The 24486-nt window shown below is 65.0% G+C and carries 27 protein-coding genes; 15 read left to right on the top strand and 12 right to left on the bottom strand.

Annotated elements, in window-relative coordinates:
- Window positions 1-23 precede the first annotated feature (23 nt).
- The 4 genes from SBA_RS10220 to SBA_RS10205 all read right to left on the bottom strand — a co-directional run bounded on the left by SBA_RS10220 (window position 24) and on the right by SBA_RS10205 (window position 4582).
- Window positions 24-362: a hypothetical protein gene (locus tag SBA_RS10220; RefSeq protein WP_224545721.1), complete on the bottom strand. Its 339-nt coding sequence runs from the start codon at window positions 360-362 to the stop codon at window positions 24-26.
- A gap of 85 nt (window positions 363-447) precedes the next feature.
- Window positions 448-1080, bottom strand: a complete 633-nt coding sequence (locus tag SBA_RS10215; protein WP_261934340.1) for an NAD(P)H-dependent oxidoreductase — start codon at window positions 1078-1080, stop codon at window positions 448-450.
- 771 nt (window positions 1081-1851) lie between these two features.
- Window positions 1852-3177 (bottom strand): DNA-packaging protein, encoded by a 1326-nt coding sequence (locus tag SBA_RS10210; protein ID WP_261934339.1) that lies wholly within the window; start codon window positions 3175-3177, stop codon window positions 1852-1854.
- A gap of 85 nt (window positions 3178-3262) precedes the next feature.
- Entirely contained in the window at window positions 3263-4582 is a 1320-nt protein-coding gene (locus tag SBA_RS10205) for a M28 family peptidase (protein ID WP_390902328.1), read from the bottom strand.
- 187 nt (window positions 4583-4769) lie between these two features.
- On the opposite strand from SBA_RS10205, the gene SBA_RS10200 reads away from it, so the two are divergent.
- Window positions 4770-5456: a hypothetical protein gene (locus SBA_RS10200; RefSeq protein ID WP_261934337.1), complete on the top strand. Its 687-nt coding sequence runs from the start codon at window positions 4770-4772 to the stop codon at window positions 5454-5456.
- Between the two features lie 128 nt (window positions 5457-5584).
- Here SBA_RS10200 and SBA_RS10195 read toward each other — a convergent pair whose 3' ends face one another.
- The 7 genes from SBA_RS10195 to SBA_RS10165 all read right to left on the bottom strand — a co-directional run bounded on the left by SBA_RS10195 (window position 5585) and on the right by SBA_RS10165 (window position 10023).
- Window positions 5585-5911: a hypothetical protein gene (locus SBA_RS10195; protein ID WP_261934336.1), complete on the bottom strand. Its 327-nt coding sequence runs from the start codon at window positions 5909-5911 to the stop codon at window positions 5585-5587.
- A gap of 131 nt (window positions 5912-6042) precedes the next feature.
- Complete coding sequence (locus SBA_RS10190; protein WP_224550671.1) at window positions 6043-6330, bottom strand: hypothetical protein; 288 nt, start codon at window positions 6328-6330, stop codon at window positions 6043-6045.
- Window positions 6331-6573: 243 nt separating this feature from the next.
- A complete protein-coding gene (locus tag SBA_RS10185) occupies window positions 6574-7119 on the bottom strand; it encodes a hypothetical protein (RefSeq protein ID WP_224550672.1) in 546 nt (181 codons plus the stop codon).
- 152 nt (window positions 7120-7271) lie between these two features.
- Window positions 7272-7919, bottom strand: coding sequence for a glutathione S-transferase family protein (locus SBA_RS10180; protein ID WP_261934335.1), 648 nt, complete (start codon window positions 7917-7919; stop codon window positions 7272-7274).
- Between the two features lie 68 nt (window positions 7920-7987).
- Window positions 7988-8614, bottom strand: a complete 627-nt coding sequence (locus tag SBA_RS10175) for a DJ-1/PfpI family protein (RefSeq protein WP_261934334.1) — start codon at window positions 8612-8614, stop codon at window positions 7988-7990.
- Window positions 8615-8707: 93 nt separating this feature from the next.
- Complete coding sequence (locus SBA_RS10170; RefSeq protein WP_224550751.1) at window positions 8708-9517, bottom strand: hypothetical protein; 810 nt, start codon at window positions 9515-9517, stop codon at window positions 8708-8710.
- A 263-nt stretch (window positions 9518-9780) separates the two neighbouring features.
- Window positions 9781-10023 carry a hypothetical protein gene (locus SBA_RS10165; RefSeq protein WP_088181863.1) on the bottom strand — a complete coding sequence of 81 codons (243 nt, stop codon included), beginning with the start codon at window positions 10021-10023 and terminating at the stop codon, window positions 9781-9783.
- 98 nt (window positions 10024-10121) lie between these two features.
- On the opposite strand from SBA_RS10165, the gene SBA_RS10160 reads away from it, so the two are divergent.
- The 14 genes from SBA_RS10160 (at window position 10122) to SBA_RS10095 (ending at window position 23687) form a co-directional block, all read left to right on the top strand.
- The gene (locus SBA_RS10160) at window positions 10122-10643 is read left to right on the top strand and encodes a GNAT family N-acetyltransferase (protein WP_261934333.1); all 522 of its coding nucleotides are present in this window, start codon (window positions 10122-10124) and stop codon (window positions 10641-10643) included.
- Window positions 10644-10654: 11 nt separating this feature from the next.
- Window positions 10655-11293, top strand: coding sequence for a YqaA family protein (locus SBA_RS10155; RefSeq protein WP_224550677.1), 639 nt, complete (start codon window positions 10655-10657; stop codon window positions 11291-11293).
- A gap of 5 nt (window positions 11294-11298) precedes the next feature.
- Window positions 11299-12951: an apolipoprotein N-acyltransferase gene (lnt, locus tag SBA_RS10150; RefSeq protein ID WP_224550679.1), complete on the top strand. Its 1653-nt coding sequence runs from the start codon at window positions 11299-11301 to the stop codon at window positions 12949-12951.
- Between the two features lie 57 nt (window positions 12952-13008).
- A complete protein-coding gene (gene metK, locus SBA_RS10145; RefSeq protein ID WP_261934332.1) occupies window positions 13009-14208 on the top strand; it encodes a methionine adenosyltransferase in 1200 nt (399 codons plus the stop codon).
- 340 nt (window positions 14209-14548) lie between these two features.
- Window positions 14549-14728 carry a hypothetical protein gene (locus SBA_RS10140; protein ID WP_224550681.1) on the top strand — a complete coding sequence of 60 codons (180 nt, stop codon included), beginning with the start codon at window positions 14549-14551 and terminating at the stop codon, window positions 14726-14728.
- A gap of 189 nt (window positions 14729-14917) precedes the next feature.
- A complete protein-coding gene (locus tag SBA_RS10135) occupies window positions 14918-15094 on the top strand; it encodes a hypothetical protein (protein WP_261934331.1) in 177 nt (58 codons plus the stop codon).
- The gene (gene trmB / locus SBA_RS10130) at window positions 15081-15776 is read left to right on the top strand and encodes a tRNA (guanine(46)-N(7))-methyltransferase TrmB (RefSeq protein WP_261934330.1); all 696 of its coding nucleotides are present in this window, start codon (window positions 15081-15083) and stop codon (window positions 15774-15776) included. Before SBA_RS10135 ends, trmB begins: the two co-directional genes overlap by 14 nt.
- Window positions 15777-15905: 129 nt before the next feature.
- The gene (locus tag SBA_RS10125) at window positions 15906-17117 is read left to right on the top strand and encodes a tyrosine-type recombinase/integrase (RefSeq protein WP_261934329.1); all 1212 of its coding nucleotides are present in this window, start codon (window positions 15906-15908) and stop codon (window positions 17115-17117) included.
- Window positions 17118-17459: 342 nt separating this feature from the next.
- The gene (gene rraA / locus SBA_RS10120; RefSeq protein WP_261934328.1) at window positions 17460-17951 is read left to right on the top strand and encodes a ribonuclease E activity regulator RraA; all 492 of its coding nucleotides are present in this window, start codon (window positions 17460-17462) and stop codon (window positions 17949-17951) included.
- Window positions 17948-18673: a GntR family transcriptional regulator gene (locus SBA_RS10115; RefSeq protein ID WP_261934327.1), complete on the top strand. Its 726-nt coding sequence runs from the start codon at window positions 17948-17950 to the stop codon at window positions 18671-18673. The genes rraA and SBA_RS10115 overlap by 4 nt, the downstream gene beginning before the upstream one ends.
- 58 nt (window positions 18674-18731) lie before the next feature.
- A complete protein-coding gene (locus tag SBA_RS10110; RefSeq protein ID WP_261934326.1) occupies window positions 18732-19955 on the top strand; it encodes an MFS transporter in 1224 nt (407 codons plus the stop codon).
- Entirely contained in the window at window positions 19952-20836 is an 885-nt protein-coding gene (locus tag SBA_RS10105) for an amidohydrolase family protein (protein WP_261934325.1), read from the top strand. The genes SBA_RS10110 and SBA_RS10105 overlap by 4 nt, the downstream gene beginning before the upstream one ends.
- On the top strand, window positions 20836-22335 hold the full coding sequence (locus SBA_RS10100) for an OprO/OprP family phosphate-selective porin (protein ID WP_261934324.1): 1500 nt from the start codon (window positions 20836-20838) through the stop codon (window positions 22333-22335). The genes SBA_RS10105 and SBA_RS10100 overlap by 1 nt, the downstream gene beginning before the upstream one ends.
- A gap of 32 nt (window positions 22336-22367) precedes the next feature.
- Window positions 22368-23687 (top strand): MFS transporter, encoded by a 1320-nt coding sequence (locus SBA_RS10095; protein WP_261934323.1) that lies wholly within the window; start codon window positions 22368-22370, stop codon window positions 23685-23687.
- Between the two features lie 239 nt (window positions 23688-23926).
- Here the strand turns inward: SBA_RS10095 and SBA_RS10090 are convergent, their stop codons facing one another.
- The gene (locus tag SBA_RS10090) at window positions 23927-24358 is read right to left on the bottom strand and encodes a LysR substrate-binding domain-containing protein (RefSeq protein ID WP_261934322.1); all 432 of its coding nucleotides are present in this window, start codon (window positions 24356-24358) and stop codon (window positions 23927-23929) included.
- Window positions 24359-24486 lie beyond the last annotated feature (128 nt).

The raw sequence follows: 24486 nt of genomic DNA, 5'->3' as shown, positions 1-24486 counted from the left end.
GGCCACCCTTTTAGGCCCGACCTTTACCGGTTCCGCGCCAGCACCCGGTCGCATGCGCTGTTCGTGCCTTCGCTCTTGCCGATCACCCGGCCCGCGACGGCGCCCGCCGCCCCCGCCAGCAATGTCTCGCCCAGGCTGCCGCCCGCCAGCACGCCGACGCCCGCGCCGCCGGCCGCACCGATCACCGTACCCTTGTCGCGGCCCTTCTTGCCCTTCAGCAGGCAGTAGCGCACATCGTCGCGGTCGCGCGGCGCCGCGCGCGCCACTCGCGCCCGGTCCTTGCTATTGAGGCTCGCCGCCAGCACCGGAGACGCCGCCACCGACACGCCAACGACGGCCGCCAGGATTTTGGCCATCTTCATCGCACTCACTCCATCTGTAATCATGATGGCGCCAGAACGAACCGCCCCGACAGCCGGTTCCCCAGCGGTCGAAGCGAAGCCCGCCTCAATCCACGCGCGACACGAAATCCGCGGTCGCCCGCCGCACCTTCTTCAGATTCACCAGCCAGTCGCCCTCGTCCGCGCGATAGCCCAGCGGCATCATCACCACAGAACGCAGGCCCCGCGCGCGCAGGTCCAGGATCGCGTCCAGCGCATCGGGATCGAAACCCTCCATCGGCGTCGCGTCCACCGCCTCAAACGCCGCGGCGGTCAGGGCGATGCCCAGCCCGACATAGGCCTGCCGCGCAGCATGTTCGAAATTGGTCTGGGCGTCGCGCTGGGGATAGCTGCCCAGCAACTGCTGCCGATAGGCTTCCCAGCCCTCATTCCTGAAACCGCGCTCGTCATTGACCAGATCGAACATATGGTTGATCCGCTCGGGCGTATAATTGTCCCACGCGGCAAAGACGATCAGGTGCGACGCATCGACCACCTGCGCCTGATCCCAGGCGATCGCCCGGATCTTCTCGCGCACGGCCCTGTTGGTGACGACGATCACCTCGAACTGCTGCAACCCGCTCGACGTCGGCGCCAGCCGCACCGCTTCCAGGATGCGCTCCAGCCTGTCTTCCGGCACGACCTTGTCCGGGTTCATCTTCTTGGTGGCATAGCGCCAGTTCAAACGGTCGATCAGCATAGGGCGACGTCCTCATCAATAAAGCCGCGCCAGCCTAACCCCGGCGCATGACGCCCCGATGTAGCGACGCCCGCCCGAAAATAAAGGTATCATATCAAAACTGATAGAATCGCGATCCAGACAGGAGTGAGCAGTCCGCAAACGACCATTTTTGGTCCCTCCGCCAGCTTATCCCCGCCCTTGAAACCGGCCACTTATTCAGATGGCAGGTGGAACGCTGAATGACGAAATCGGGTAGGAAGCTGCCATTCATTTTGGTAGTGTTATGGTCGTTTAGAAGGACACGACATTGATCGCTCTATTGATCTTGGCGAGTTTAAGCCGCTGCGCTGCGCCGACGCTCTGCCCGACCGATCAACAACTATTGGCCGCAGTTCGTAAACGCGATGGCGCGGTGGTTCAGGCAGTCGCTAACCAAGCGGCACAAGACGATCCGAGTAGCGTTGTTCTGGTCCATTCGGAACGCATAAAGCGAATTTCCGACGTGTTGTGCAGTGACACCTTGTCCAACGATCTTCCGGAAAATCCAGCTACTATCAATTGCGCGTTTATAGTTCGGTATTGGAGCAGAGATGCTCACACCGTGGCCCGGATTGTACGCCGAAGCGACGCTTGGGAGATAGAAGACGCCCTCACGGTAACACGCGATCGTCGGTAAGTCGGATGTCCGCAACTGGGGCGATTGTTGCCGGACGATTTTTCTTCGCTCAGCGTACGCTATCGCTGGTCATCTCCCCAAAACCCGCCAGTCCGAAATCCACCCAATCCCCCTCACATCCCCCGCACCCGCGCCTCGCCCCTTTTCCCCAGCATCAACTCGCTCAGCGCCCACACCAGCGCATCGGCGCGATCCGGCGATCGCCCCGGCCCGACATAGCCACCTCCCGCGATCAGCCCGCACATCTGGTCCTCCAGCGCGGGGAAAGCCCCGCGGTGCATCACCCGCCCCGCTTCATAGAGCGCCGCCACCGGCTCGGCCCGCGCCACCTTGCCCCGGCTCGCATGGACCAGCTTCACCGGCATCGCCGCCTCCGCCGCGCGCAGCACGCTTTCCACCATCGCCCCGCCATTATTGGCCTCGGCCACCACGCGATCCGCGTCATGGACCAAAGCCGCCGCCGCGACCGCCCGCGCCCAGCCTTCGGGCGACTGGCCCGCAACGCTCGCATCGGCGATCACATAGGCGCGCCCGTCGCCGCCGACCCCCGCCACCACGATGCCGCAGGCGTCCCCGCCCGCCGACGCCGGCGGATCGACCGCCACCACCACCCGGCCCAGCGCGCCCGGCACATGCGCCACCCGGCACCGCTCGATCAGGTCGCGGCTCCACAAAGCGCCCTCCACCTCCTCGATCAGTTCGCCGTCCAGTTCCTGCCGCCCCAGCCGCGTGCCCCCATAGCTCGCCGCCATGGCGTCGACGAAGCCGTCCGCCAGATGCGCCGCATTCTCCGCCGTCCGCCCCCGCGTCACGATCACATCGTCGCTCCCATCGTCTTTGGCCTGCGCCACCAGCGCCCGCACCAGCGGCACCGGCCGCGGCGTCGTCGTCGCCAGCACCTGCGGCCTTGTCCCCAGCCGCAATCCCATCATCAGATTATGCCAGGCCGCCTCGCCGCCCGCCCATTTCGCGATCTCGTCGGCCCAGCCATGGCTGAACTGCGGCCCGCGCAGCCCCTCCGGCTCGGCCGCGCCGAACAATGTCGCCACCGCGCCATTGGGCCAGGTCAGCTTGCGCAGCGCGGGGGCATAGGCCGGCCGGTTCCACCAGGGCGCGATCGCCAGCAGGCCCGACGCCCCTTCCACCATCACGCTGCGCGCCTCGCCCAGCGTCGCGCCGACCAGCGCGATCCGCGCCTGCGGATCACCCTCGGCAATCCCTCGCACCCATTCCGCCCCGGCCCGCGTCTTGCCGAACCCGCGCCCCGCCATCATCAGCCAGATGCGCCAGTCGCCCGGCGGCGGCAATTGCCCCGGCCGGGCCAGATATTCCCACTCATGCGCCAGCAACGCCGCCGACGCCGCATCCAGCCGCCGCAATATCGCCGCCCTGGACCGCCCATCGTCCCTCGCCAGAAAAACCTGATCCGAAACCGCCATCGCGCTCCCCTGCAATATCCGCCGCGCCAGGACATGAAAAAGGCCGCCCGAAAGCGGCCTTCCAAAGATATTTTCGTGAACCCGATTATTTCCGCGGCGCCATCCCGCCGAAGGTCACCAGGCTTTCCGCCCCATCCTTCGCCACCGCCGCCACGCCGATGAAATGATCGTCCACCACGATATCCTTCAGCACCGTCTCGGTCGTTCCCGTCACGACGCGACTGTCGGTCCAGTCCTGCGCATCGGCCCGCCGCCAATAGACCTTATACCCCGCCGCCCCCGGCACCGCGTCCCAATATACCCGCGTATCCATCGACAGCGCCCCGTCCAGCGACACGCTCGCCGGCGCGGCCGGTGCATCCGCCAGTTGCCGCAACGCCGCGACGTTCAAGGCGGTCACCTTCGCCAGATAGGGAAAGTCCATTCCCTCGACCGTATCGCCATAGACGCGACCATTTTCCGTCCGCAGATCCTGATGCTGCCGGTCGTAATTTTCGATCCCCACCGAAAAGCGCACCGCGGGAAAGCCCAGGTCCAGGAAGGGCGAATGATCCCCGCCCCGCCCAAAGCGATCGAAGCGCCGCACCGCGAACACATCCAGCCCAATCTGCGGATTGGCCTCCGCGATCCCGTCGATCTTTTTCGCCAGCGCCCGCGACGGCCCGTCATCCTCGCCGCCGAGGGCCCGCCGCGTCGCGCTCGCCTTGGCGTCGTCGCCCGCCCGGATACCCTCTGAAAAGACCCGCACCCGGTCGGCCACGACATGTCCGTTCTGACCGATCGTATTGCCGACGATATCGTTGTTCAGCATCGCCCGCACCTGCCAGCCGCGCGCCTTGGCCGTCGCCGCCAGCAGCTTGCCGCCCCACAGCCCCTGCTCCTCGCCCGAGAGCAGCGCATAGACGATCGTCCCGTCGAACTTTTCGCCTGCCAGAACCCGCGCCGCCTCGATCACCAGCGCCGTGCCCGATGCATTGTCGTTCGCGCCCGGCGCATCGCTGGTTACGTTCATGACATCGGTCACGCGGCTGTCGATATGCCCGGCGACGATCACGACCTGGGTCGGATCGCCCGTCCCCTTCTGGATCGCCAGCACATCGACCACTTCCACCCCATCGGGCGCCCGCGGCCCGGTAAAGCGATCCGCCACCGTCTCCACCGTCAAACAGCCGCCGCAGCCCTTGGCGATCTTCGCAAATTCCGCCGCGCCCCACCGCCGCGCCGCGCCGATCCCGCGCCTGGCGTCGGTCGCCGACGACAGCGTATGCCGCGTGCCGAAGCCGACCAATGTCTCCACCGTCGCCTTCATCCGCGCCGGATCGGGCGCCCGGCTCGGCGGAACGGTCTGCGCCATGGCCGATAGGGGAAACAGCGCGACGGCGGCGGCGGCGGTCAAAAACATCATCTTTGTCATGCGCTCTGGTCTACCGCCTGTTGCACGCCTGTAAAGCGCCCCGCGAAATTCTCGCAGCCGCACAATAAACATCACTATAGATCAAATATTTATCCCCTTGACGACAGACCCCGCGCGATTGCACCTGTGCATCCTCAGTTCGGGGGCGAACTGAGTCTTTTACGTGGGGGTTTTACACATGAAGTTCGTTGCCAGCGCCCTTGTGGGCGTGATCGCCTGCGCCTGCGCGCCATCCGTCTTTGCTCAGGTCACGACCGCGCCTGCCGCGCCGGTCGCCACCATCGTCGCTGCGCCCGGCGGCAACGTCCTGCGCGCCGGTATGCAGATCCCGCTCAAAATGTCCGAAGCCCTGACGACCGAGGGCAAGAAGCTGCGCATCGGCCAGCGCGTCCAGCTCGAAGTCGCCGAAACCATAACGCTGAACGGCCAGACCGTGATCCCGGCCGGCAGCCCGGTCACCGGCGAAATCACCGACGTCCGCAACAAGGGCATGTGGGGCAAGTCCGGCCGCATCAACGGCCGCATCCTCTACGTCCGCGCCAATGGCAACCAGATCCGCCTGACCGGCAGCTTCGATGACAAGGGGACGACCGGCACCGCCGGCGTCGTCGCCGCCATCGCCTTCGTACCGATCGCAGGCTTCATCACCACCGGCACCAGCGCCCGCATCCCGCTCGGCGCGCCCGTCACCGCCTTCCTCGATGAAGATGTCAGCGTCGCCTTCGCCGCCGCCGTCGCGCCCGCGCCGGTCGCCACGCCCGCTGCTGTTCCGGTCGCAACGCCCGCCGTCGCCCCGGCCGCGGCAACCCCGGCAGCGACCAAGACCTCGCTGGTCGACCCGTCGCTCGAAATCAAGACGAACTGAGCCAACAAAAAACCCTCTCCCCTTCGGGGGAGAGGGCTGCGAAGACTTGGCAGCCTGCTGCCTGGTCGAAGCCGGGAGAGGGGGAGCGGCCCATCGGATCGCTCCACCCCCCACCCGAAAATTCCAACTCAATGCGTCCGGCTCGTCACCTTGGCGGTGCCGTCGCTCAATATCTGGATCAGATGCGCGCTGCCGTTGTCGCACTGCGCCTTCCATCCGCGCACGCCAGGACTGATCTCGGCGCGCTCCGACGCGGTTACGCTCGGGCAGGCCGCCCCGCTCGCCCGGATCGCCTTCTCGAACACGCCGTTGCGCAGCCCGTCGTCCAGCTTCGATACCTGCGCCGTCGCGCCGGTTTCCGGTTCTTGGCGGTTGTCCGCGACCACCCGGTCGCCGCTGCCATCACCGCAAGCGGCCAGCGCACAGCACAGACCAACCATTATCAACCGCCGCATCGCCATTCCGTCCTCCGCCGCATCATCCGCCATCCCTCTGCGCCCGCGCGTCCGGCAAATCAATCCATGCAAAAAGGCTCCCCCTGCACGCAGGAAGAGCCTTTGCGTCATTCACCGCGGCACGGGGACGATCACTTCTCGCCATTATCCTTCACGCCCACGGTCGGAACGTCGATCGTTTCCTTCTTGGTGCCGACCACGACAGCCTTGGAATCGACGTCGACCTTGGGCAGGTCGCCCCCCTTCACGCTGACTTCGGGCATATTGCCGCCGCTCACATCGGCTTTCCAGAATCCGGTGGCGAACAGCACGCCGACCACGGCCAGCGCCAGAATCAGGACGATCGCGATCGTGCGACCGCCGCTGCTTTTCTTCACGACGACGCGATCGTCATAGGGATCGTTGCGCACTTCAACCATGTCACTCTCCTGCACATTATGTGCGTCACCGAACGGACCCCGGCAATATTTTGTTCCGGATGAGAAACACTCGCAACACGCGCCACAGCCGGCCGCACCATCCAATCCAGCAGCAGAAAAGGTGGAAGCCCGGCAGTGGGGACGGTCAGGCCGGGCTCCATCTCCCATAACGGCCCCGCCCGCATGGCGTTGATTAGACATTGGTCGAACGCGGCCCCTTATCCCGCCTCCGGCCGCCGCCCATCACGCCTCCACCACCGCCCGCCGTCGCCGGATCGCGCCCAGCACATCCTTCACCCGCGCGATCGCGTCGGGGCTGTCGGGCCGCCCCGCCTCACCCGGCCCGGCGCCCGCGCGGCGCTTCTCCATCCGGTCGCGGTGCAGCGTCAACAGCCGCAGCGCCACCGTCAGGTTGCGCGTACGCTTGATCTTGCGCCCCTTCACCGCGCCTTCGCCATCCAGCGTCAACTCCTCGACCTCGCTCCCGAACAGCACTTCGCGCATCAGCAGCGCCTCGATCTCGGCATAGCCCACGTCCAGCGCCTCGTCCCAGGCGCGGGCGAAACCCGCGTCGCCCTGCCGCCGGCGATAGGCGCTCGCCCGGCACAGGCCCGCCGCCCGCGCCGCCTCGCTGGCATTGCAGGTCTCTGCCAGCGTTTCCAGGAACAACCGCTCCTTCGCTTTGGTCCAGCCATCCTTGCGCGCCTTGCCCTTCTGCGCCCGCACAGCCCCGCCAACGCGCTGGCGCCGCGCCACCAGCCTCGCCTGCGTGCCCGTCTGCTCCCCCATGCCCGCTCCCCCCGTCGCCCACGCCACGCAAAAGGGGCCGACCCTTTCGGATCAGCCCCTTCACCAAAGCCGCCTTGGCGACTCACATTTTTCCACTGTCCCAATCTCTGCCAGATCAGCGTGACGATGTCAACAGAAATGTTCCATATAGGTTATTTTTCTATCATGGGCTGAACCATCGGCGCTTCCAGCGCCAGCGCCTCCGCCACGCTCGGCCGCGCCTTGACCCGATCCAGCCACGCCGCCGCCCTGGGCCAGCGATCCGCGCTCAGGCCGTCCGATACATAGCCGACGTTGATGATCGGGCACGCCGCAGCCAGGTCCGCCAGGGTGAAGCGATCCGCCACCAGCCAGCCGCTTTCGGGCAGCACGCCCTCCAGATAATCATAGATGGCCGGCATCTCCCCGGCCTCGGCCTGGTCCGCCGCAGCCAGGTCCGGTTCGCGCTTCAGCCGTTTCGCGACCGCGCGGTTGAAGAAGATCTTCTGCCCGATCGGCTGCACCACCGTATCGCCGAACTCCTCATACCAGATGGTTCTGGCCCGCGCCTTGGGTTCGGCCGGGATCATCTCCTCGCCGGGGCGCAAGGCATCCATATAGGTGATGATCGCGGTCGAATCGCACAGCAGGAAATCGCCATCCTCCAGCGCCGGTATCTTGCCGAAGGGCGATCCCTTCAGATACGCATCCGCCCCCCGGCCGAACCCGGCCGCCTGCACTTCGACCGCGATCCCCTTTTCCGCGGCGAAGACAATGACTTTGCGCACAAAGGGCGATGGCCGCGCGCCATGGATAATCATATCGTCTCTCCTCCTGTCATCGGGTCGGTGGCCGCATCCTGCCAATCCAGTAGCGATATGCAACTATTTTATGCGGGCAAAGCAGCCGGCTCCAGATAGGGCGCCACGACGCCCATCACCCGCGCGACCGTCTCCGCCTTCTCGCCCACCGGCGCGACATAGTCGATCACCGCGCGCGCCGCCGCCTCGCCCCCGCACGCCATTCCCACGCCTCGCGCGATCGCCCAGGCGCTCAGATATTGGGCCGCCATGCATCCGCCCGCGGTCGCGACCGATCCATGCGCCACGAACGGCGCGTCGATCACCCGCACCCCGGCCGCGATCACCCAGGGCTTGCTGGTTACGTCGGTGCAGGCGGGCAGGTCGCCGATCAGCCCCAACTTCGCCAGGATCAGCGCGCCCGAACATTGCGCGCCGATGATCTGCCGACGGGGGTCCAGCGCGATCCGCGCCATCAGCGCTTCATCGGCCGCCATGTCGAGCGTCCTCACCCCGCTGCCGACCAGCACGATATCGGCCTCGCCCGCAAATTCCAGCGGCTGCTGCACATCGACCCGCACGCCGTTCATCGACGTCAGCGTCTCGCCCGGCCCGCACATCTCCGCGCGCCAGCCCGGCACCCGGTTGAGCAACGCCAGCGCCACGAAACTGTCCAGTTCGTTGAACCCGTCAAAGGTCAAAATCGCAACCCGCATTGCCGCCTCCATCATTCGTCCCGCCATCGGAACCCCGTCTCTAGGAGCGGACGAACATGGCCGCGCGATCCGCTCGCGCGCAATTGGCTACTATCAGAATTGCGGCCCGGCGACCCCCGGTGCAAGCCTCTTCGGCTCGGGCGTCGATCCAGACCCGGCGTCATAGCCAGATCCGGCCCCTGACCCGGCGCTGGCCCCAGGCCCGGCTCCGGCCGGCACCATCGTCCGGGTGTAGTCGATCCGTATCCGCACCCAGCTACCCACCATCTGCTTGCCGTTGACCCGCGGCGGCATCACCAGGAACTGCCAGGCCGCCAGCCGCACCGCCTTGGCGAAGCCCGATCCCAGCGGGGACTCGCCCAGCGTCTGGCAATTTTCGACATGATAATGGTCGACCGTCTTGCACGCGACCAGGCCATAGCCCTGCGCCGGCGCATTGGACGGCAGGTAGGTCGACAGTTCCGCATGGGTCGGCCGCCGATACCATTCCGCCTCGAACAACTGCACCCCGCCCGGCCCTTCGCCCGGCCCGGCCACCGCCGCACTATCGCCCTTGCCCTGCCCTGCCCCCTGCGCGCCCTTGGGCATGTTGCCGATATCGGCCGACGCCATCTGCTCGCGGTTCAGCGTCAGGAAGGGGAAGGGCGACGGCGGCTGCTGGGCCGGCTTCTCGACCGGGATCGGCGGGCGGACGACCGGGTCGGCCTGTTTCTGCGGCGCGGCCTTGGTCTGCTCCCGCTTCTCCGCCTTCTCGGCCTTAGCCTGCTGCTGATCGGTCTTCTGCCCCGTCTCCACGTCGAACGTCACCGGCAAGCGGTCGTCGACGCGCGGCGGCTCCATCTTCGGCGACAGGGTGAACAGCGCGAGCAGTAGCAGCAGGTTCAGCACCAGCGCGAACGCCATGCCGCCCGCGCGCTGCCGCACCTTGTCCCACGAAATCGCAGGAACCCGGAAAATGGAAGTCAATGTCAAACGCGCCGACCAAACAGGACTCTATGGGTAAGTCCATGCCCAGACGGCACCGTACAGTCAACGCCGTAGGCCGGCAGGCCGGAGGCGCAAGCTAATCCGTAGGCCGGCAGGCCGGAGGCGCAGGCCAACCCGTAGGCCGGCAGGCCGGAGGCGCAGGCCAACCCGTAGGCCGGCAGGCCGCCGCTATGCGTCCATCAACACACATCCTCTTCGCGCACCACCGGCCGGCTTTCCCGCGTCGCGCGCATCCGGCTCGTCTTGTCGTCCTCGTCGCTGGTCAGCACGACATGATCGTCATGCACTTCCAGCAACACGCCGGCGAAGGGAAAACCGTCCAGGCTCCCCGTCACCCGGTAACTGACCGGATCGCCGACCTTGAAGGTCGCGGGATCGGTGTTGAAGGTAAAGGGACAACCGCCCTCGCCCATGCCCTGCATATCGTCTCTCCTTTGCCACCATATTATGCGTCCGCGCCGTCCGATCAAGCTGCCCAAAGCCTCTGCACAAGCGATCGCCGCCTCGTTAAAGCCCCGCCATGGACATCCGCTTCGCCACCCCCGCCGACCTTCCCCTGCTCCACCCCGTGATCGAGCGCGCCTATCGCGGCGACGCCGCCCGCGCCGGCTGGACCTTCGAATCCGACTTGCTCAGCGGCCCGCGCACCAGCCTCGATACACTTCGCACGATCCTCGCCAGTCCTGCCGAACGGCTGGTGGTCGCGCTGGATGCGGGGGAAATGCCGATCGGCTGCGTCCAGATCACCGATAAAGGCGACGGCATCGCCTATCTCGGCCTGCTCTGCATCGATCCGGCGCGCCAGGCCGGCGGCCTTGGCCGTCGCCTCATCGCCGCGGCGGAGGATCATGCCGCCCGCCTCTTCGCCACTCGCCTCATGGAAATGACCGTGATCGACAGCCGCACCGAACTGATCGCCTGGTATCAACGCCGCGGCTATGCCCCGACCGGCGAGACGCGCCCCTTTCCGATTCCGCTCGATCCGCCGCTCGCGATGACGGTGCTGGCGAAAGCGCTGGCGACCCGAAACGAACTCGGCTAGGTCCGCGATCGATGCTTACCAGGCTCTACCAATGGACGCTGGCCAAGGCCGCGCACCGCCACGCCGAACGCTGGCTTTTCGCCATCAGCTTCATGGAATCGAGCTTCTTCCCGATCCCGCCCCATCCGCTGCTCGGCCTGATGTGCCTGGCACGCCCGGAAAAGGCGATCCGCTTCGGGTTCATCTGCACCCTGGCCTCGGTGCTGGGCGGCCTGCTGGGCTACGCCATCGGCCATTTCCTCTATGAAGCCGTCGGCCAGCAAATCCTCTCCGCGCTCGGCCTCACCGCCAAATTCCCGGTCGCGGCCTGCTATTTGCGCGATTACGGCGCGGAAATCATTCTCATCAAGGGCGCGACGCCCATCCCGTTCAAGCTCATCACCATCACGGCGGGCTTCGTCGGGTTGTCGCTGTTCACCTTCCTCTGGGCCAGCATCGTCAGCCGCGCCTTCCAGTTCATGCTGGTTGGCTTCCTGTTCTGGAAATTCGGCCGCCCGATCAAAGCCTTTATCGAGAAATATCTGGCCCTTCTTTCCGCGCTCTTCCTGGTGCTGATCGTCGGCGGGTTCATCGCCGCCTCGATGCTGACCGGCGGCGGCAAGAAGGACGACAGGTGCAGCCACGCCACCATGGCGACGATCGGCCGATAACGCCCATGCGCGCCCCATTCGCTGCGCTCATCGCCGCCTTCTCGGCCCGGCCGAAACTGGCCGCGCTGCTGGCGGGCCTCCTCTCCGCCACCGGCTTCGCCCCGCTCGACCTCTGGCCCGTCACCCTTGCCTGCCTCGCAGCGCTCATCATCCTGATCGAGCGCGCGCCCGACCGCCGCGCCGCCTTCACCCGCGGCTGGCTGTTCGGCGTCGGCCATTTCACCCTGGGCCTCAACTGGATCGCCCACGCCTTCACTTTCCAGGATTCGATGCCGCACTGGTTCGGCTATGGCGCGGTGGTCCTGCTGTCGCTCTACCTCGCCGTCTATCCCGGCCTCGCGACTCTGGGCGCATGGTGGCTCAATCACAAACTCCCCTCCCGCAAGCATTGGGGGGAGGCACGTGACTCCGGCCAAGGGCAACGAGATTTGGCGGCTCAGCCGCCTAGTCGCGGCGAGGTGCGCACAAGCGCGACCTTCACCATCCTCCTCGCCGCCACCTGGCTCGCCACCGAATATCTCCGCGCGACCCTCTTCACGGGCTTCGCCTGGAACCCGCTCGGCGCCACGCTCCTGCCCACCGGCATCGCCATCACCGCCACCCTGATCGGCACCTATGGCCTGGGCGCGCTGACGATCCTCGCCGCCGCCGCCCTGCGCCTCGCCCTCCGCCGCCAGTTCCGCCCGGCCGCCACGATCGCCGCGCCCCTTGCCGCCCTGGCGCTCTGGGGTCTCCTCTCGCCCGCTCCGGCTACGCCCCCAGGCGCGCCCCGCATCCGCGTGGTCCAGCCCAATATCGGCCAGGACGAAAAATATTCGCCGCAACTGGAAGAAGCGCATTTCCGCACCCTCGCGGCCCTGTCCGGCACGCCGCGCCCGGCCCCGCGGCTGATCTTCTGGCCCGAAGCCGCCATCCCCGCCTATCTCGACATGGAACCCGACTGGCGCGCGCGCCTCGCCGGGCTGCTCGGCCCCGGCGACCTGCTGATGACCGGCGCGACCAAGGTCTATTTCAAGCCCGACCCGGACAGCCCGATGGGCGAATCCAAACTGGCCGGCGCCAATAACAGCCTGTTCATCGTCACCCCCGATGCGCGGCTGCTCGGCCGCTATGACAAGGCCCATCTGGTGCCCTATGGCGAATATCTGCCGATGCGGTCGCTGCTCCAGCCCCTCGGTCTCTCCCGCCTCGTCCCCGGCGACGCCGATTTCTGGCCCGGCCCCGGCCCGCAAAGCCTGCCCCTGCCCGCCACGCTCGGCCGTCCGGAACTGAAAATGGGAGTCCAGATTTGCTACGAGATCATTTTCTCGGGCCATGTCATCGACGCCGCCAACCGCCCGGCCTTTCTCTTCAACCCCTCCAACGACGCCTGGTTCGGCAGTTGGGGGCCGGTCCAGCATTTGGCGCAAGCCCGCCTGCGCGCGATCGAGGAAGGCATCCCCATCATCCGCTCCACCCCGACCGGCGTCTCGGCGATCATCGATGCGCGCGGCCATGTCGTCCACGCGCTCGGCCTCAACCGCGCCGGTTTCCTCGACTCCGGCCTGCCTCCCGCGCTATCCCCCCCGCTCTTCGCGCGGCTCGGCAACTGGGCGCCCGGCCTGCTGATGCTCATCCTGCTCGGCGCGGCCATTGCCATCCGCCGAGGCAAAAGCTAATAGCGACATAAAGTTTTCTTTATGTCCTTTCGTCCGCCCATGTCTTACGGGAGTCCCATGCGTAACCAATTCCTCTTCACGTCGGAATCCGTTTCCGAAGGCCATCCCGACAAGGTCGCGGACCAGATTTCCGACTCGATCGTCGATCTGTTCCTGTCGAAAGACCCCGAAGCCCGCATCGCGTGCGAAACCCTGACCACGACCCAACTGGTCGTCCTGGCCGGCGAAATCCGCTGCAAGGGCGTCTATGAAAATGGCGCCTGGGCGCCCGGCGCGCAGGAAGAGATCGAAGCCACCGTCCGCGAAACGGTCAAGCGCATCGGCTACGAGCAGGACGGCTTCCACTGGCAGACCTTTCGCTTCGAAAACAACCTCCACGGCCAGTCCGCGCACATCGCGCAGGGCGTCGATGAAAGCGGCAACAAGGACGAAGGCGCCGGCGATCAGGGCATCATGTTCGGCTATGCGTCGGACGAAACGCCCGACCTCATGCCCGCCACCCTCTATTACAGCCACAAGATACTGGAGCGCATGGCCGCCGACCGCCATGGCAAGGTCGTGCCTTTCCTGGAACCCGACGCCAAGAGCCAGGTGACGCTCGAATATATCGATGAAAAGCCGGTCCGCGCCACCGCCCTCGTCGTCTCGACCCAGCATGCCGCAGGCATGGACAATGATGACAGCCGCGCCGAACTGCGCGCCTATGTCAAGGGCGTCATGGCCGACATCCTGCCCGAAGGCTGGCTGCCGGGCGATGAAGCCATCTACGTCAACCCGACCGGCCTGTTCGAAATCGGCGGCCCCGACGGCGACGCCGGCCTCACCGGTCGCAAGATCATCGTCGACACCTATGGCGGCGCATCGCCCCATGGCGGCGGCGCGTTCAGCGGCAAAGACCCGACCAAGGTCGACCGCTCGGCCGCCTACATCACCCGCTATCTGGCGAAGAACATCGTCGCCGCGGGCCTCGCCCGTCGCTGCACGATCCAGCTCAGCTACGCCATCGGCGTTGCCGAGCCGCTCTCGCTCTATGTCGACCTGCACGGCACCGGCACCGTCGAGGCTTCGGCGATCGAAGCCGTCCTGCCGACGCTGGTGCGCCTGACGCCCAAGGGCATCCGCACCCATCTGGGCCTCAACAAGCCGATCTACCAGAAGACCGCCGCCTACGGCCATTTCGGCCGCACCCCCGACGGCGACTATTTCCCCTGGGAAAAGACCGATCTGGTCGACGCCCTCAAGGCCGCGCTGGCCTGACCTGTTTAGCCCCTCCCCTTTAAGGGAGGGGTAGGGGGTGGGGGCTGTCGTCCAGGCGCACTATTGGAGCCACACTCCCACCCCGCTGCGACCAGGTCCGACTTCGCCGAACCAAGTTCGCTGCCCCACCCCTGAAGGAGAGGGGGTGTATCTTCCAAAATATCATCCAATCCCAAAAGGGCGTCGAAGCACCATGCTTCGGCGCCCTTTCCGCGTCCTCGCCACCTGTCCATAAGATGACGAAAAGTTCACTAGGAAAGCGGTCCCTCCCGGCCCATACCGCCCTTGTCGGGTTCGCCACCCCTGTCGGACCCGGCACCTCTCCCCAAAGAGGCTTTCAATGACAAAGATGGTTGCCACAGCCCTCCTCGGCCTCGCTCTGATCGCCGGCAATGTTGCTCCTGCATCTGCCGCCCCCTGCAAGGACGCGAAGGGCAAGTTCGTCAAATGCGCCCCCAAACCGCCCGTGAAAAAGGCCGTCTGCAAGGATGCCAAGGGCCGTTTCATCAAGTGCAAATGACCTGACGAACGAAGGCGGCGGGCGGCTTTGAGCCATGTCCCGCCGAAACCGGCGACGCCCCTCCTCAGCGTTTGCCGCCAACTGCTTGTTATTCTGTCCCTTCCCGCTACCCTGCCTGCACAGAAGGGGTTCGGGAGGGGACAGGTTCATGCGTATCACATCATTGGCTCTGGCGGTCGCGCTGGACGAATGGGTGGTAAAGCTGCGCATGACCTCACCGTCTATGATGCGTCCCAGCTCGACACCGCCGTGGACCGGATGATGCAGCAGATCGGCTGGCCCAAGGCTTTCCCGCCCCTTCCCCAGCAACCCCGCTTGCCCTCCCCATCCCGTCCCGCTATCGGCGCGTCCCATGACAGCGCATAAATCCGGCGATCCCACGACCCTCAACCGCCTATATGGCCGCCAGTCCGGGCACAAGCTGCGCCAGGGGCAGCAGGAACTGGTCGACACCCTGCTCCCCGCCATCTCGGTGCCGGAAGACGGCGAAATCACCGCCGCGGGCCTGTTTGGCTATGACCGGCCGCTCCATTTCGAGATCGGCTTCGGCGGCGGCGAACATATGGCCCATCGCGCCGACATGCTGCCCGACCATGGCTTCATCGGCGCCGAACCCTTCCTCAACGGCGTCGTCACCGCGCTCGGCCATGTCCGCGACCAGGCGCTGGGCAATGTCCGCCTCCACATGGGCGATGCGCTCCAGGTGCTGAGCCGCATCCCCGACGGCACGCTCAGCTTCGTCTATCTGCTCCATCCCGATCCCTGGCCCAAGGCGCGCCATGCCAAGCGGCGGATGATGAATCCCGGCCCGGTCGCGATGATCGCGAAGAAGCTCAAGCCCGGTGGCGAGTTTCGCTTCGGCACCGATCATCCGGTCTATCTGCGCTGGGCGCTCATGGTGATGAACGGCCATCCCGACTTCGAATGGCTTGCCAGCGAGCCCAGGGATTTCCAGACCCGTCCCGGTGGCTGGCCCGAAACCCGCTACGAGGCGAAGGCCCGGCGTATCGGCCATGAGGTCTGGTACTTCCGCTACCGGCGCAAATAGATCAACGCAGTATCTTATATAATTGATATTTTTCAGTGCCTTATCTACGCCATGCTACGCTACGATAGCCCACCGTTTCCTTCACGGTGATTGCTGGGTGATTACTTTTATGGTACCTGAGGTATCGTCATGGCTACCGGAAGGATCACCAAACGCACGCTGGATGCGCTGCTAGCAGCAGCCGTCGATGGCTTCTTATGGGACGAGGATTTGAGGGGCTTCGGGCTGAAGACCACGTCGCGTGGATCCGCCTCCTACGTTGTTCAATATCGGATGGGCGGACGAGAGGCCAAGACACGGCGATATACGATTGGGACGCATGGCTCTCCATGGACGCCTTCCACCGCGCGCGAGGAAGCCACCCGCATGCTTCTTCTGGTGGCTCAAGGAGTTGATCCCGTAGAATCCGACAAGCAGCGTCGGCGCGAGGCAGTCGATCTGGCGTTTTCGAACTACGCCGATCGCTTTGCCGCGAGTTGCAAGGGCAAAGGTTGGAAGACGATGGTCACACGCTCTTTCAGCCTTCACATCAAACCGCACCTTCGTAACAAAGCCTTGCCGACAATCACGCGGGCAGATGTGGTGGACGTCTTCGACAAAATGCCCGTGGAACAGGTGGCAAACCGCCGCAATGTCTTCGCGGTTCTCCGACGCCTATTCAAATGGGCAGTGAGCAGAGGAGATATCGAGCGGAGCCCCATGGAAGGCATGGAAACTCCGCCGCCGGTCAAACCGAGAGAGCGATGGCTTTCGGACGAAGAACTGAGACGAATCTGGCCGCAAGCCTTAAAGTGTCACCGTTGCTTTGGTCCGATCGTTCGCCTCCTAATTACCACCGGGCAGCGGAGAGAGGAAATTGCAGGGCTTCATTGGGACGAACTTGACCAAGATCAGCGGGAACTGACGCTGTCGGGCGACCGCACGAAAAATGGTGAGCCCACCAGCATCCCGCTCAACGATCTGGCAGTGGCAGAACTTGATCGCGTCTCGCGAAGCGAGCGGTGGCCCCGACAGGGGAGGGTTTTCCCGACATCGAGTGGCGCAGGCTTCACTGCGTACGCAAAAGAGAAGAAGAAGCTCGATAAATTGATTGGTGTCGATGGCGGCGATCCCCTGCCCCCGTGGCGCCTTCATGATCTCCGAAGAACCCTGGCCACCGGCTTTCAGCGGCTGGGTGTCCGCTTCGAAGTTACCGAGGCCGTACTTAATCATGTCGGGAGTGCCCGATCCGGGGTCGCCGGCATCTATCAGCGGCATGATTGGCGAGAAGAAAAGCGGGAAGCGCTGAGGGTGTGGAATGATCATATAATGACCATCTTAGCCAACACGCCAAGGCGGTGACCGCCTTAAGGTATCGACATACCACCCACCGCTGTCGGACCTTCTGGGGCACTCAGCACCACCATTTCGATCCACAGGAGCGAACCGGCAGCTATTTCGGCAACACTCGAACCATGTCGGACGCTCAACGATCAATTTCCGCTGCCCAACTGCCTACCGTCCGCTATGTCGGCACCAGTCCGACCAAGATACGCCGTTCCACGATCGAGCCTCAAAGCAGATTCTGCCGGAACTGCAATCGCAAAATTGCCCTTATCTTCCGGCCTGCCTGCCCCAGCGGCCACTGGCTTTGCAGACGTATCTTCGCTAATCGGATCATCTAGATGACTTAAGGAGCCTGAGATGATCGCGACCTGTGATCTGTATGATCGCCACGAAGCGCAGGCACGGGTGCCCGACGTCCAGCTTGTCGATTTTGGCGGGCGCGCCGCTTTTTCAGGGATAGCCGTCACAGCGCGCTGTCATGAGGACAACAGTGTCGTCAAGAGCCTCGCGGCCAAGCCCGGCACGGGCAAAATCCTGGTGGTGGACGGCGGCAGCAGCCTGCGCTGCGCTCTTCTGGGCGACATGATCGCGCAGAATGCTGTCGACAATGGATGGGAAGGGATCATCATCCTGGGCGCAGTGCGGGACAGGGCCGCATTGGCGACCATGGACATCGGCGTGAAGGCGTTAGGCACCACCCCGCGCAAGTCGGTGCGACAAGGTGTGGGAGAGGTCGACATCCCGATTGAAATCGGCGGCGTCACGATCATGCCGGCGGACCAGGTCTTTGCGGACGCCGACGGCATCTTGATCCTGACGCCAACGCTGGAGGATGAGGCCGCCGCATGACCAAGGTCGATCCGCGTCTTCCCCGTTACCAGCAGATCCGCGACGATATCGCCGCCCGAATCGCCAAGGGCGAATGGAGGGCAGGAGACGCCATCGCGACTGAGGCGGAACTGTCGAGCAGCTATGGCGTCGCGATTGGTACCGTCCGGCGTGCGGTCGATGAACTGGCCAATGACGGTCTGATCGAGCGGGCGCATGGCCGCGGCATGTTCGTGCGACGCGCTGATTTCAGTACGTCGCTCTTCCGCTTCTTTCGCCTCGGCACCGGCGACAGCCGGCCGGTCATCCCCGAAAGTCGGATTCTGTCCCGTTCGCTCGAAACGCCTTCCGTCGAAACCCGCGCCAAGCTTGGTCTTGGTCGCAAGGACAACGCCGTCCGCATGATCCGCTTGCGGATGGATGAGGGGCGGGTGTTGCTGCGCGAGGAAATCTGGCTATCCGCTCGCCTGTTCGGCCCTATCCTGGACATGGAGGTCGAGCAACTGATGCCGCTTCTCTACCCGGCCTATGAGCAGCATTTTGGGCGAATCGTCGCGCGCGCCAGGGAGCGGCTGCGCGTCGAAACCGCAAGTCCGGATATCGCGCTGGATTTGGGAGCCGCCACGGGCGCGATGGTCGTGCGGATGGAAAGACTGGCGATCGACCATGCCGACATGCCGCTGGAATGGCGCATATCCCACGGTCTGGCCGACCAGTTCGTTTATGAGGTGGACGTTCATTAAACGGATTTGACAAATAGCTTTTCACTGAGTCATATAGATGACTATAGGAGAGAAGGTGATGGTGGAGGGTTTCAAACCCGGGCAGAATAGAAGGACGGTGGCCATCGCCAGCTTTGGCGGCTGGGCGACCGACGCGTTCGACTATCAGCTTTTTGGCCTCGCCCTTCCCCTGCTGTTGGCAAGCTGGCATCTCAGTCCACAGGACGCGGGGTCGATCATCTCTTTGGCGCTGGGCTGCGCCGCGATCGGCGGTCCAATCGGCGGCTATCTGGCCGATCGCTTTGGCCGGGTGCGGGTTTTGACGGGCGCGATCCTGCTGGTCACGCTAGCGACCTTCGGCGCGGCGTTCGTGTCGGCGCCATGGCAGCTGACGATGCTCAAAGGCGCTCAGGGCCTGGGCTTCGGCGCGGAATGGTCAGTCGGTGCCGTGATGATGGCGGAAGTCGCACCGGCCAAGCGCCGCGGCCTGTTCCTGGGATTCATGCAGAGCGCATGGTCGGTAGGATGGGCCGGCGCGGTGATGGTCTATCTGGCGGCGACCTTCTGGCTGGCACCCGAGATCGCCTGGCGCGTCATGTTCCTGATGGGCATCCTGCCGGCTGCTCTGGTGTTCTGGCTGCGCAGGCGCTTGCCGGCCGAGCCGGTCGCGTTCGTGGGCGCACGGTCCGGCACAGCCAGCCCTTCCCATGGCATGTCGCTTCGCCGCCGGCTTCTCCTGAGTTCGTTGATCGGCCTCGGCGCCCATGGCGGCTTTCACAGCCTGTTCACCTGGCTACCCACGCTTTTGCGAACGATCCGCCTCTATCCGCCCGTGATGACCGGGTTCGCTCTGCTGGTCATGACCGCCGCCTTTGCGGCCGGATGCATCGTCGCTGGCCATCTGGCCGACCATATTGGGCGCAAGCCCATCATCGCGCTCTTCGCCTTCTGTTCGGCGTTCTTCGCCCTGCTGTTTGCCTTGACCGACAATGGCCCGGTTGCGACCTTGCTGCTGGCCCTGCCGGTCGGTTTTGCCGCCGGGGGCACGCCAGCCGTGCTGGGCAGCTGGTTCGCCGAAATGTTTCCCGCGCCCATTCGCGGCGCCAGCGTGGGTTTTGCTTATAATGGCGGCCGGCTGGCGTCGGCTCTGTTGCCCGGCCTGATCGGTTGGGCCTCCGCCATGCTGCCGCTCGATCAGCTGGTCGGCATCGTTGCCGCCTCCAGCTACGGTCTGGTTCTCCTCATCCTGCCGTTCCTACCCGAGACGCGCGATGCCAGCCTCATCGAAGAGCATATGTCATGATTGCCCGCCGTACTTTCCTTCAGGGCGCCGCCGCGCTCGCCGCATCGCCGTCCTTCGGCGGCATCTTCCGGGAAAAACCGACCATCGATACCCATGCCCATGTCTTCCGGCGCGACCTGCCGGTTGCTGAACGCCGCCGCTACACCGTCGACTATAACGCGACCCCGCATGATTATCTCGCCATGCTGCGGGGTAACGGGATGGCGCGAGGCGTTCTGATCCAGCCCAGTTTCTTGGGCTTCGATAACAGCTATCTTCTGGCCGTGATCGCCCGCAATAAGGGCATGCTGCGCGGCATCGTCGCCCTGCCTCGCGAGACGGCGTCGGCTGAGATGGCGCGGCTGGGGAAAGCCGGCATCGCGGGCGTCAGGCTCAACCTGATCGGCCGCAACGATCCGGATCTGGACGCGCCCGAATGGCGCCGGCATATGGACGCGGTCGCGGAGCTCGGCTGGCAAGTCGAGGTGCAGTGCGAGGCGGCACGCCTGCCCCGGCTGATGCCGGCGCTGCTCGCCAGCGGCGCTCCGGTAGTGATCGACCATTTCGGTCGGCCCGATGCCGCTCTGGGTATCGACGATCCGGGCTTTCGCTATCTGCTGACCACCGCACGCAGCGGGAAGGCCTATGTGAAGCTGTCAGCGCCATATCGCGTGGGAAGCGACCTCGCCGATGCGGCCGCGCCCCTGCTGCTCGATGCCTTCGGCCCTGAACGCCTGTTATGGGGCAGCGACTGGCCACACACCCAGTTCGAAGCGCAGGCCGATGCGAAAGCCTGCCGCCGCGCGCTCGACCATTGGGTGCCCGACGCCGGTCAGCGCGCAACTATCCTGTCCACCACGCCAGCCCGCCTGTTCGGGTTCGATACGCCCAAGGTGCGTTGATGTCCCTGCACAAGGCGGCCACCGCCGCACTCCTTCTGCTGCCCGCTATTCCTGCGGCGGCGCAAACGACGCCTGCCTCGATGGAGCAACTGGTACGGGATCAGGCCGCAGCGCTGGCGGCCCAGCAGGCGCGGATCGACGCGCTCGAACGGCGCCTCGCCGCGCTGGAGCCCGTGGTGCAGCACACCGCTTCCACGGCGGCTGAAGTGGCGAAGGCCAAGCCGGTCGTGGAGACGCGGCTTGACCGGCTGGAGCGGCTGCGCGCTTTGCCGGCGGGCAATGCGGCGCTGCGGCCCGCGTCCGATCCGCTCACCGCGCCATCGCCGTCGCAGGCCGCCAACGAACCTGACGAGACGTTCGACTGGGCAAAGGGCCTGCCGCAGATCACCAGCGCCGACGGACGGTCCGCCATGCGGCTGCGCGGGCGCATGCTGTTCGACACGACGACCAGCTTCGGCTCCGGCTTCGACCGACGCAACATCACCGGAACCAAAGCGCGCGCGATCCGGCTGGGCGTCGAGGGCAAGCTGGGCGACATGATCGGCTATCAGGTGGAATTCGACCTGACCGACAATCAGGCGGCATTGCGTGGCGCTTACCTGTCCTTCACCAAAAAATGGGGCGCCAACACCTACGAACTCTCGCTCGGCAACCGGCTGACCGATCGGTCTATGGAGGGCGCATCCAGCTCCGACAGCCAGCCCTTTCTGGAGCGCAATGCAACCGCGCTCGCCACTGCCCCGCGCAAAGGATCGTTCGGCCTCGGCGCCATGGCCCGGGTCTATGGAAAGACCTGGCACGCCGCCGTGCAGCTGGACGGTAACGAAGCCAGCACCAATGGCAGTTTTGACGACAGCACCACGCTGACCGGCCGGGTCCACTGGAACCCGTGGCGCAACAAAGATGCAATCGTACATCTGGGTGCCTGGGGCTATCGCGAGGATTTCTCCAGCGGTCTTGCCAGCATCCCCCTGTCCACGCGGATCGGCGGGCGGTTCAACGAACTCATCACCATTCAGGCGTCGAACCTGCTCAGCCCCGATCATGGCGAGGCCTTCGGGCTGGAACTGGGCGGCGTCTATAAAAGCTTCTGGATGTTCGGCGAATATGGCGAGCGTGACGTTTGGGCGCGCGAGAGCGCCGGCGGCCGCCAAGTCGGCGTGCGCGCCGGATCCATCGGCACCGGCTATTATCTCACCGGGGAGAAGCCGCCCTATGTGGCGCGCGGTGGCGTATGGTCCAAGCCGCGCGTGCTGAACCCCGTCACCGACGGTGGCTGGGGGGCACTGGAGATCGCCGCACGCTACGACCGCGTAAGCTATTCCGGGCTGCTGGGCGGCGATGGCTATTCCACGACGCTCGGCCTGAACTGGTATCTGCTCGACTGGGTACGGCTGACCCCCAACTGGATCCACTGGCGCACGGAGAACCGCGCCGGAGCATATGCCGGTACGGACACCGGCGATACCCTCGTCGGCCGCGTCGCCGTCTCCTTCTGATTTCATGACCCTTCCCCCACAAAGGAAAGCCGATGACCATTCCCATCGTAGCCGACGGGCAACCCGCCGACCGCCCAATTGTCGTGAGCGAAATCGAAAAGCAGACCATGCGCAAGGTCGCATGGCGGATCGTCCCCTTCCTGATCCTGTGCTATTTCATCGCCTATGTGGACCGAGTGAATATCGGCTTCGCGGCACTGACCATGAACGCGGACGTCGGCCTTTCACAAACCGCCTTCGGCATCGGCGGCAGCCTGTTCTTCATCGCCTATGTGCTGTTCGAAGTGCCCAGCAACGTGGCGATGGAAAAGTTCGGCGCGCGGGTGTGGATTGCGCGGATCATGATCACTTGGGGCATGGTCGGCATCGGCATGGCGTTTGTCAGCGGGGCGTGGAGCTTTTATACCCTGCGCTTCCTGCTGGGCGCGGCGGAGGCGGGCTTCTTCCCCGGCGCCGTGCTGTATCTGGCCCAATGGTTCCCGCGCGCCTATCGCGCCCGGATTGTCGCCACCTTCATGGTTGCAATCCCGCTGTCGAACTTTCTTGGTTCACCCATTTCGGCGTTGCTGCTCTCGCTCGACGGCATGGCGGGCTTTGCCGGCTGGCAGTGGGTGTTCATCCTGGAATCGCTGCCCGCCGTAATGCTGGGCCTTGCCGCTTTGTTTCTTCTGCCCAGCCGCCCGAAGGACGCAACGTTCCTTAATGAGGAAGAGCGGGGCTGGCTGAGCGATACGCTGGCGAGCGAGCATGCGCCGGGCACCGCCAAGCCCGGTTCGGTGTGGCGCACGCTTACCAACGGCAAGGTGTGGGCGTTGGCGGTGGTCTATTGCGGCAGTTCGGCAACCAGCAACGCGCTGTCGATCTGGCAGCCACAGATCCTGAAATCCTTTGGACTGACCACTTGGGAAACCGGCCTGCTCAACATGATCCCGTTCGGCATCGCCGCCATTTTCATGATCGTCTGGGGCCGGATTGCCGACAAGACGGGCGAGCGCATCTGGTCGACCGCGATTCCGCTAGCTCTGACTTCCGGCAGCCTGTTCGCGACCTTGCTGACGGGATCGCTGGTCGTGACGATGATCCTGCTGACGCTGGTGCTGCTGGGCAACTATGCAATCAAGGGGCCGTTCTGGGCGCTCTCCACCGAGACGCTGCCGCCCAGCATGGCGGCGGCAGGCGTAGCCGCCATCAACACCATCGCCCATCTGGGCACGGGCGGCGCGACATCGGTGCTGGGCTATATCAAGGACCAGACCGGAAGCTTCCCGATGGCGCTCATCCCGCTCGCGACGCTGACCATGATCGGCAGCATCACCACGCTGCTGATCGGACGAGCCCAGCGGCGGCAATAGGGTCCGAGCAGAAGCACCTGAAGCATGAACCGGTTGAGAGTACACATCCTTCACACCACATCACTCAACCGAACAGGTGCGCGGATTTCGCGCTTACTGTCTGACGACATGATGAAGCGTTTCAAAAAGCGGGTTCGCGCTCTCTTGGGCTTCTGTTCGTCAACACCGACATACTCAGTTTGGCATTCACTCATTGAGGCAGTGAACGATAAGCTCGGCAAACGTGTCCCAGATCGCTGTTAGATGATCGGGGCCCGGGGCCAGCCGCCAGCGACTGCCTTCAGGAAACCGGCCGCGAGATGATCGATGAGCGCGCGCACCGCCGGCGGCAACCCGGGGCGTGTTGTAAAAACCAGGTGGACGATGCCCTGCGGCCCGCGCCAAGCGGCTAAGGCCCGCATGAGCGGGCCCTGCGACAGGGCCTCACGACAGATATGATCGGGCAAGATCGTGACGAGGAGACCGGCGATCGCCGCAGTGCGCACGGCAGCCATGTCAGCGCAGCCAAGCCGAGGTGCGGTCGGCATGATCCGCTTCTCCCCGGCGTCTGTTTCCAGATGCCATTCAATGCTGTCGACGTCTTCGGTCATCGAAAGGGCGAGAAGGGTCGCGAGTTGATCGATCGAGGCGATGCGGCTGGCCAGCTGCGGCCCCTCGTGCTGAAGAAGCATGCCCCGCTTATCCAAGGGAGCGAGGTCAAAGTGAAGCTCTCTGGCTGTGTTGCCGCCGGCAACACAGGCTTACAGATAGTCTGACGAGCTAAGCTGCAAAAGCCTCTTTCATCGTCGATTACGTCTGA

The organism is Sphingomonas bisphenolicum (genome assembly GCF_024349785.1).
In the GTDB taxonomy this organism is placed as follows: Bacteria; Pseudomonadota; Alphaproteobacteria; order Sphingomonadales; family Sphingomonadaceae; genus Sphingobium; species Sphingobium bisphenolicum.
Note: the sequence above shows the minus strand (reverse complement) of the source record. Positions and strands in the feature narration are given on the sequence as shown.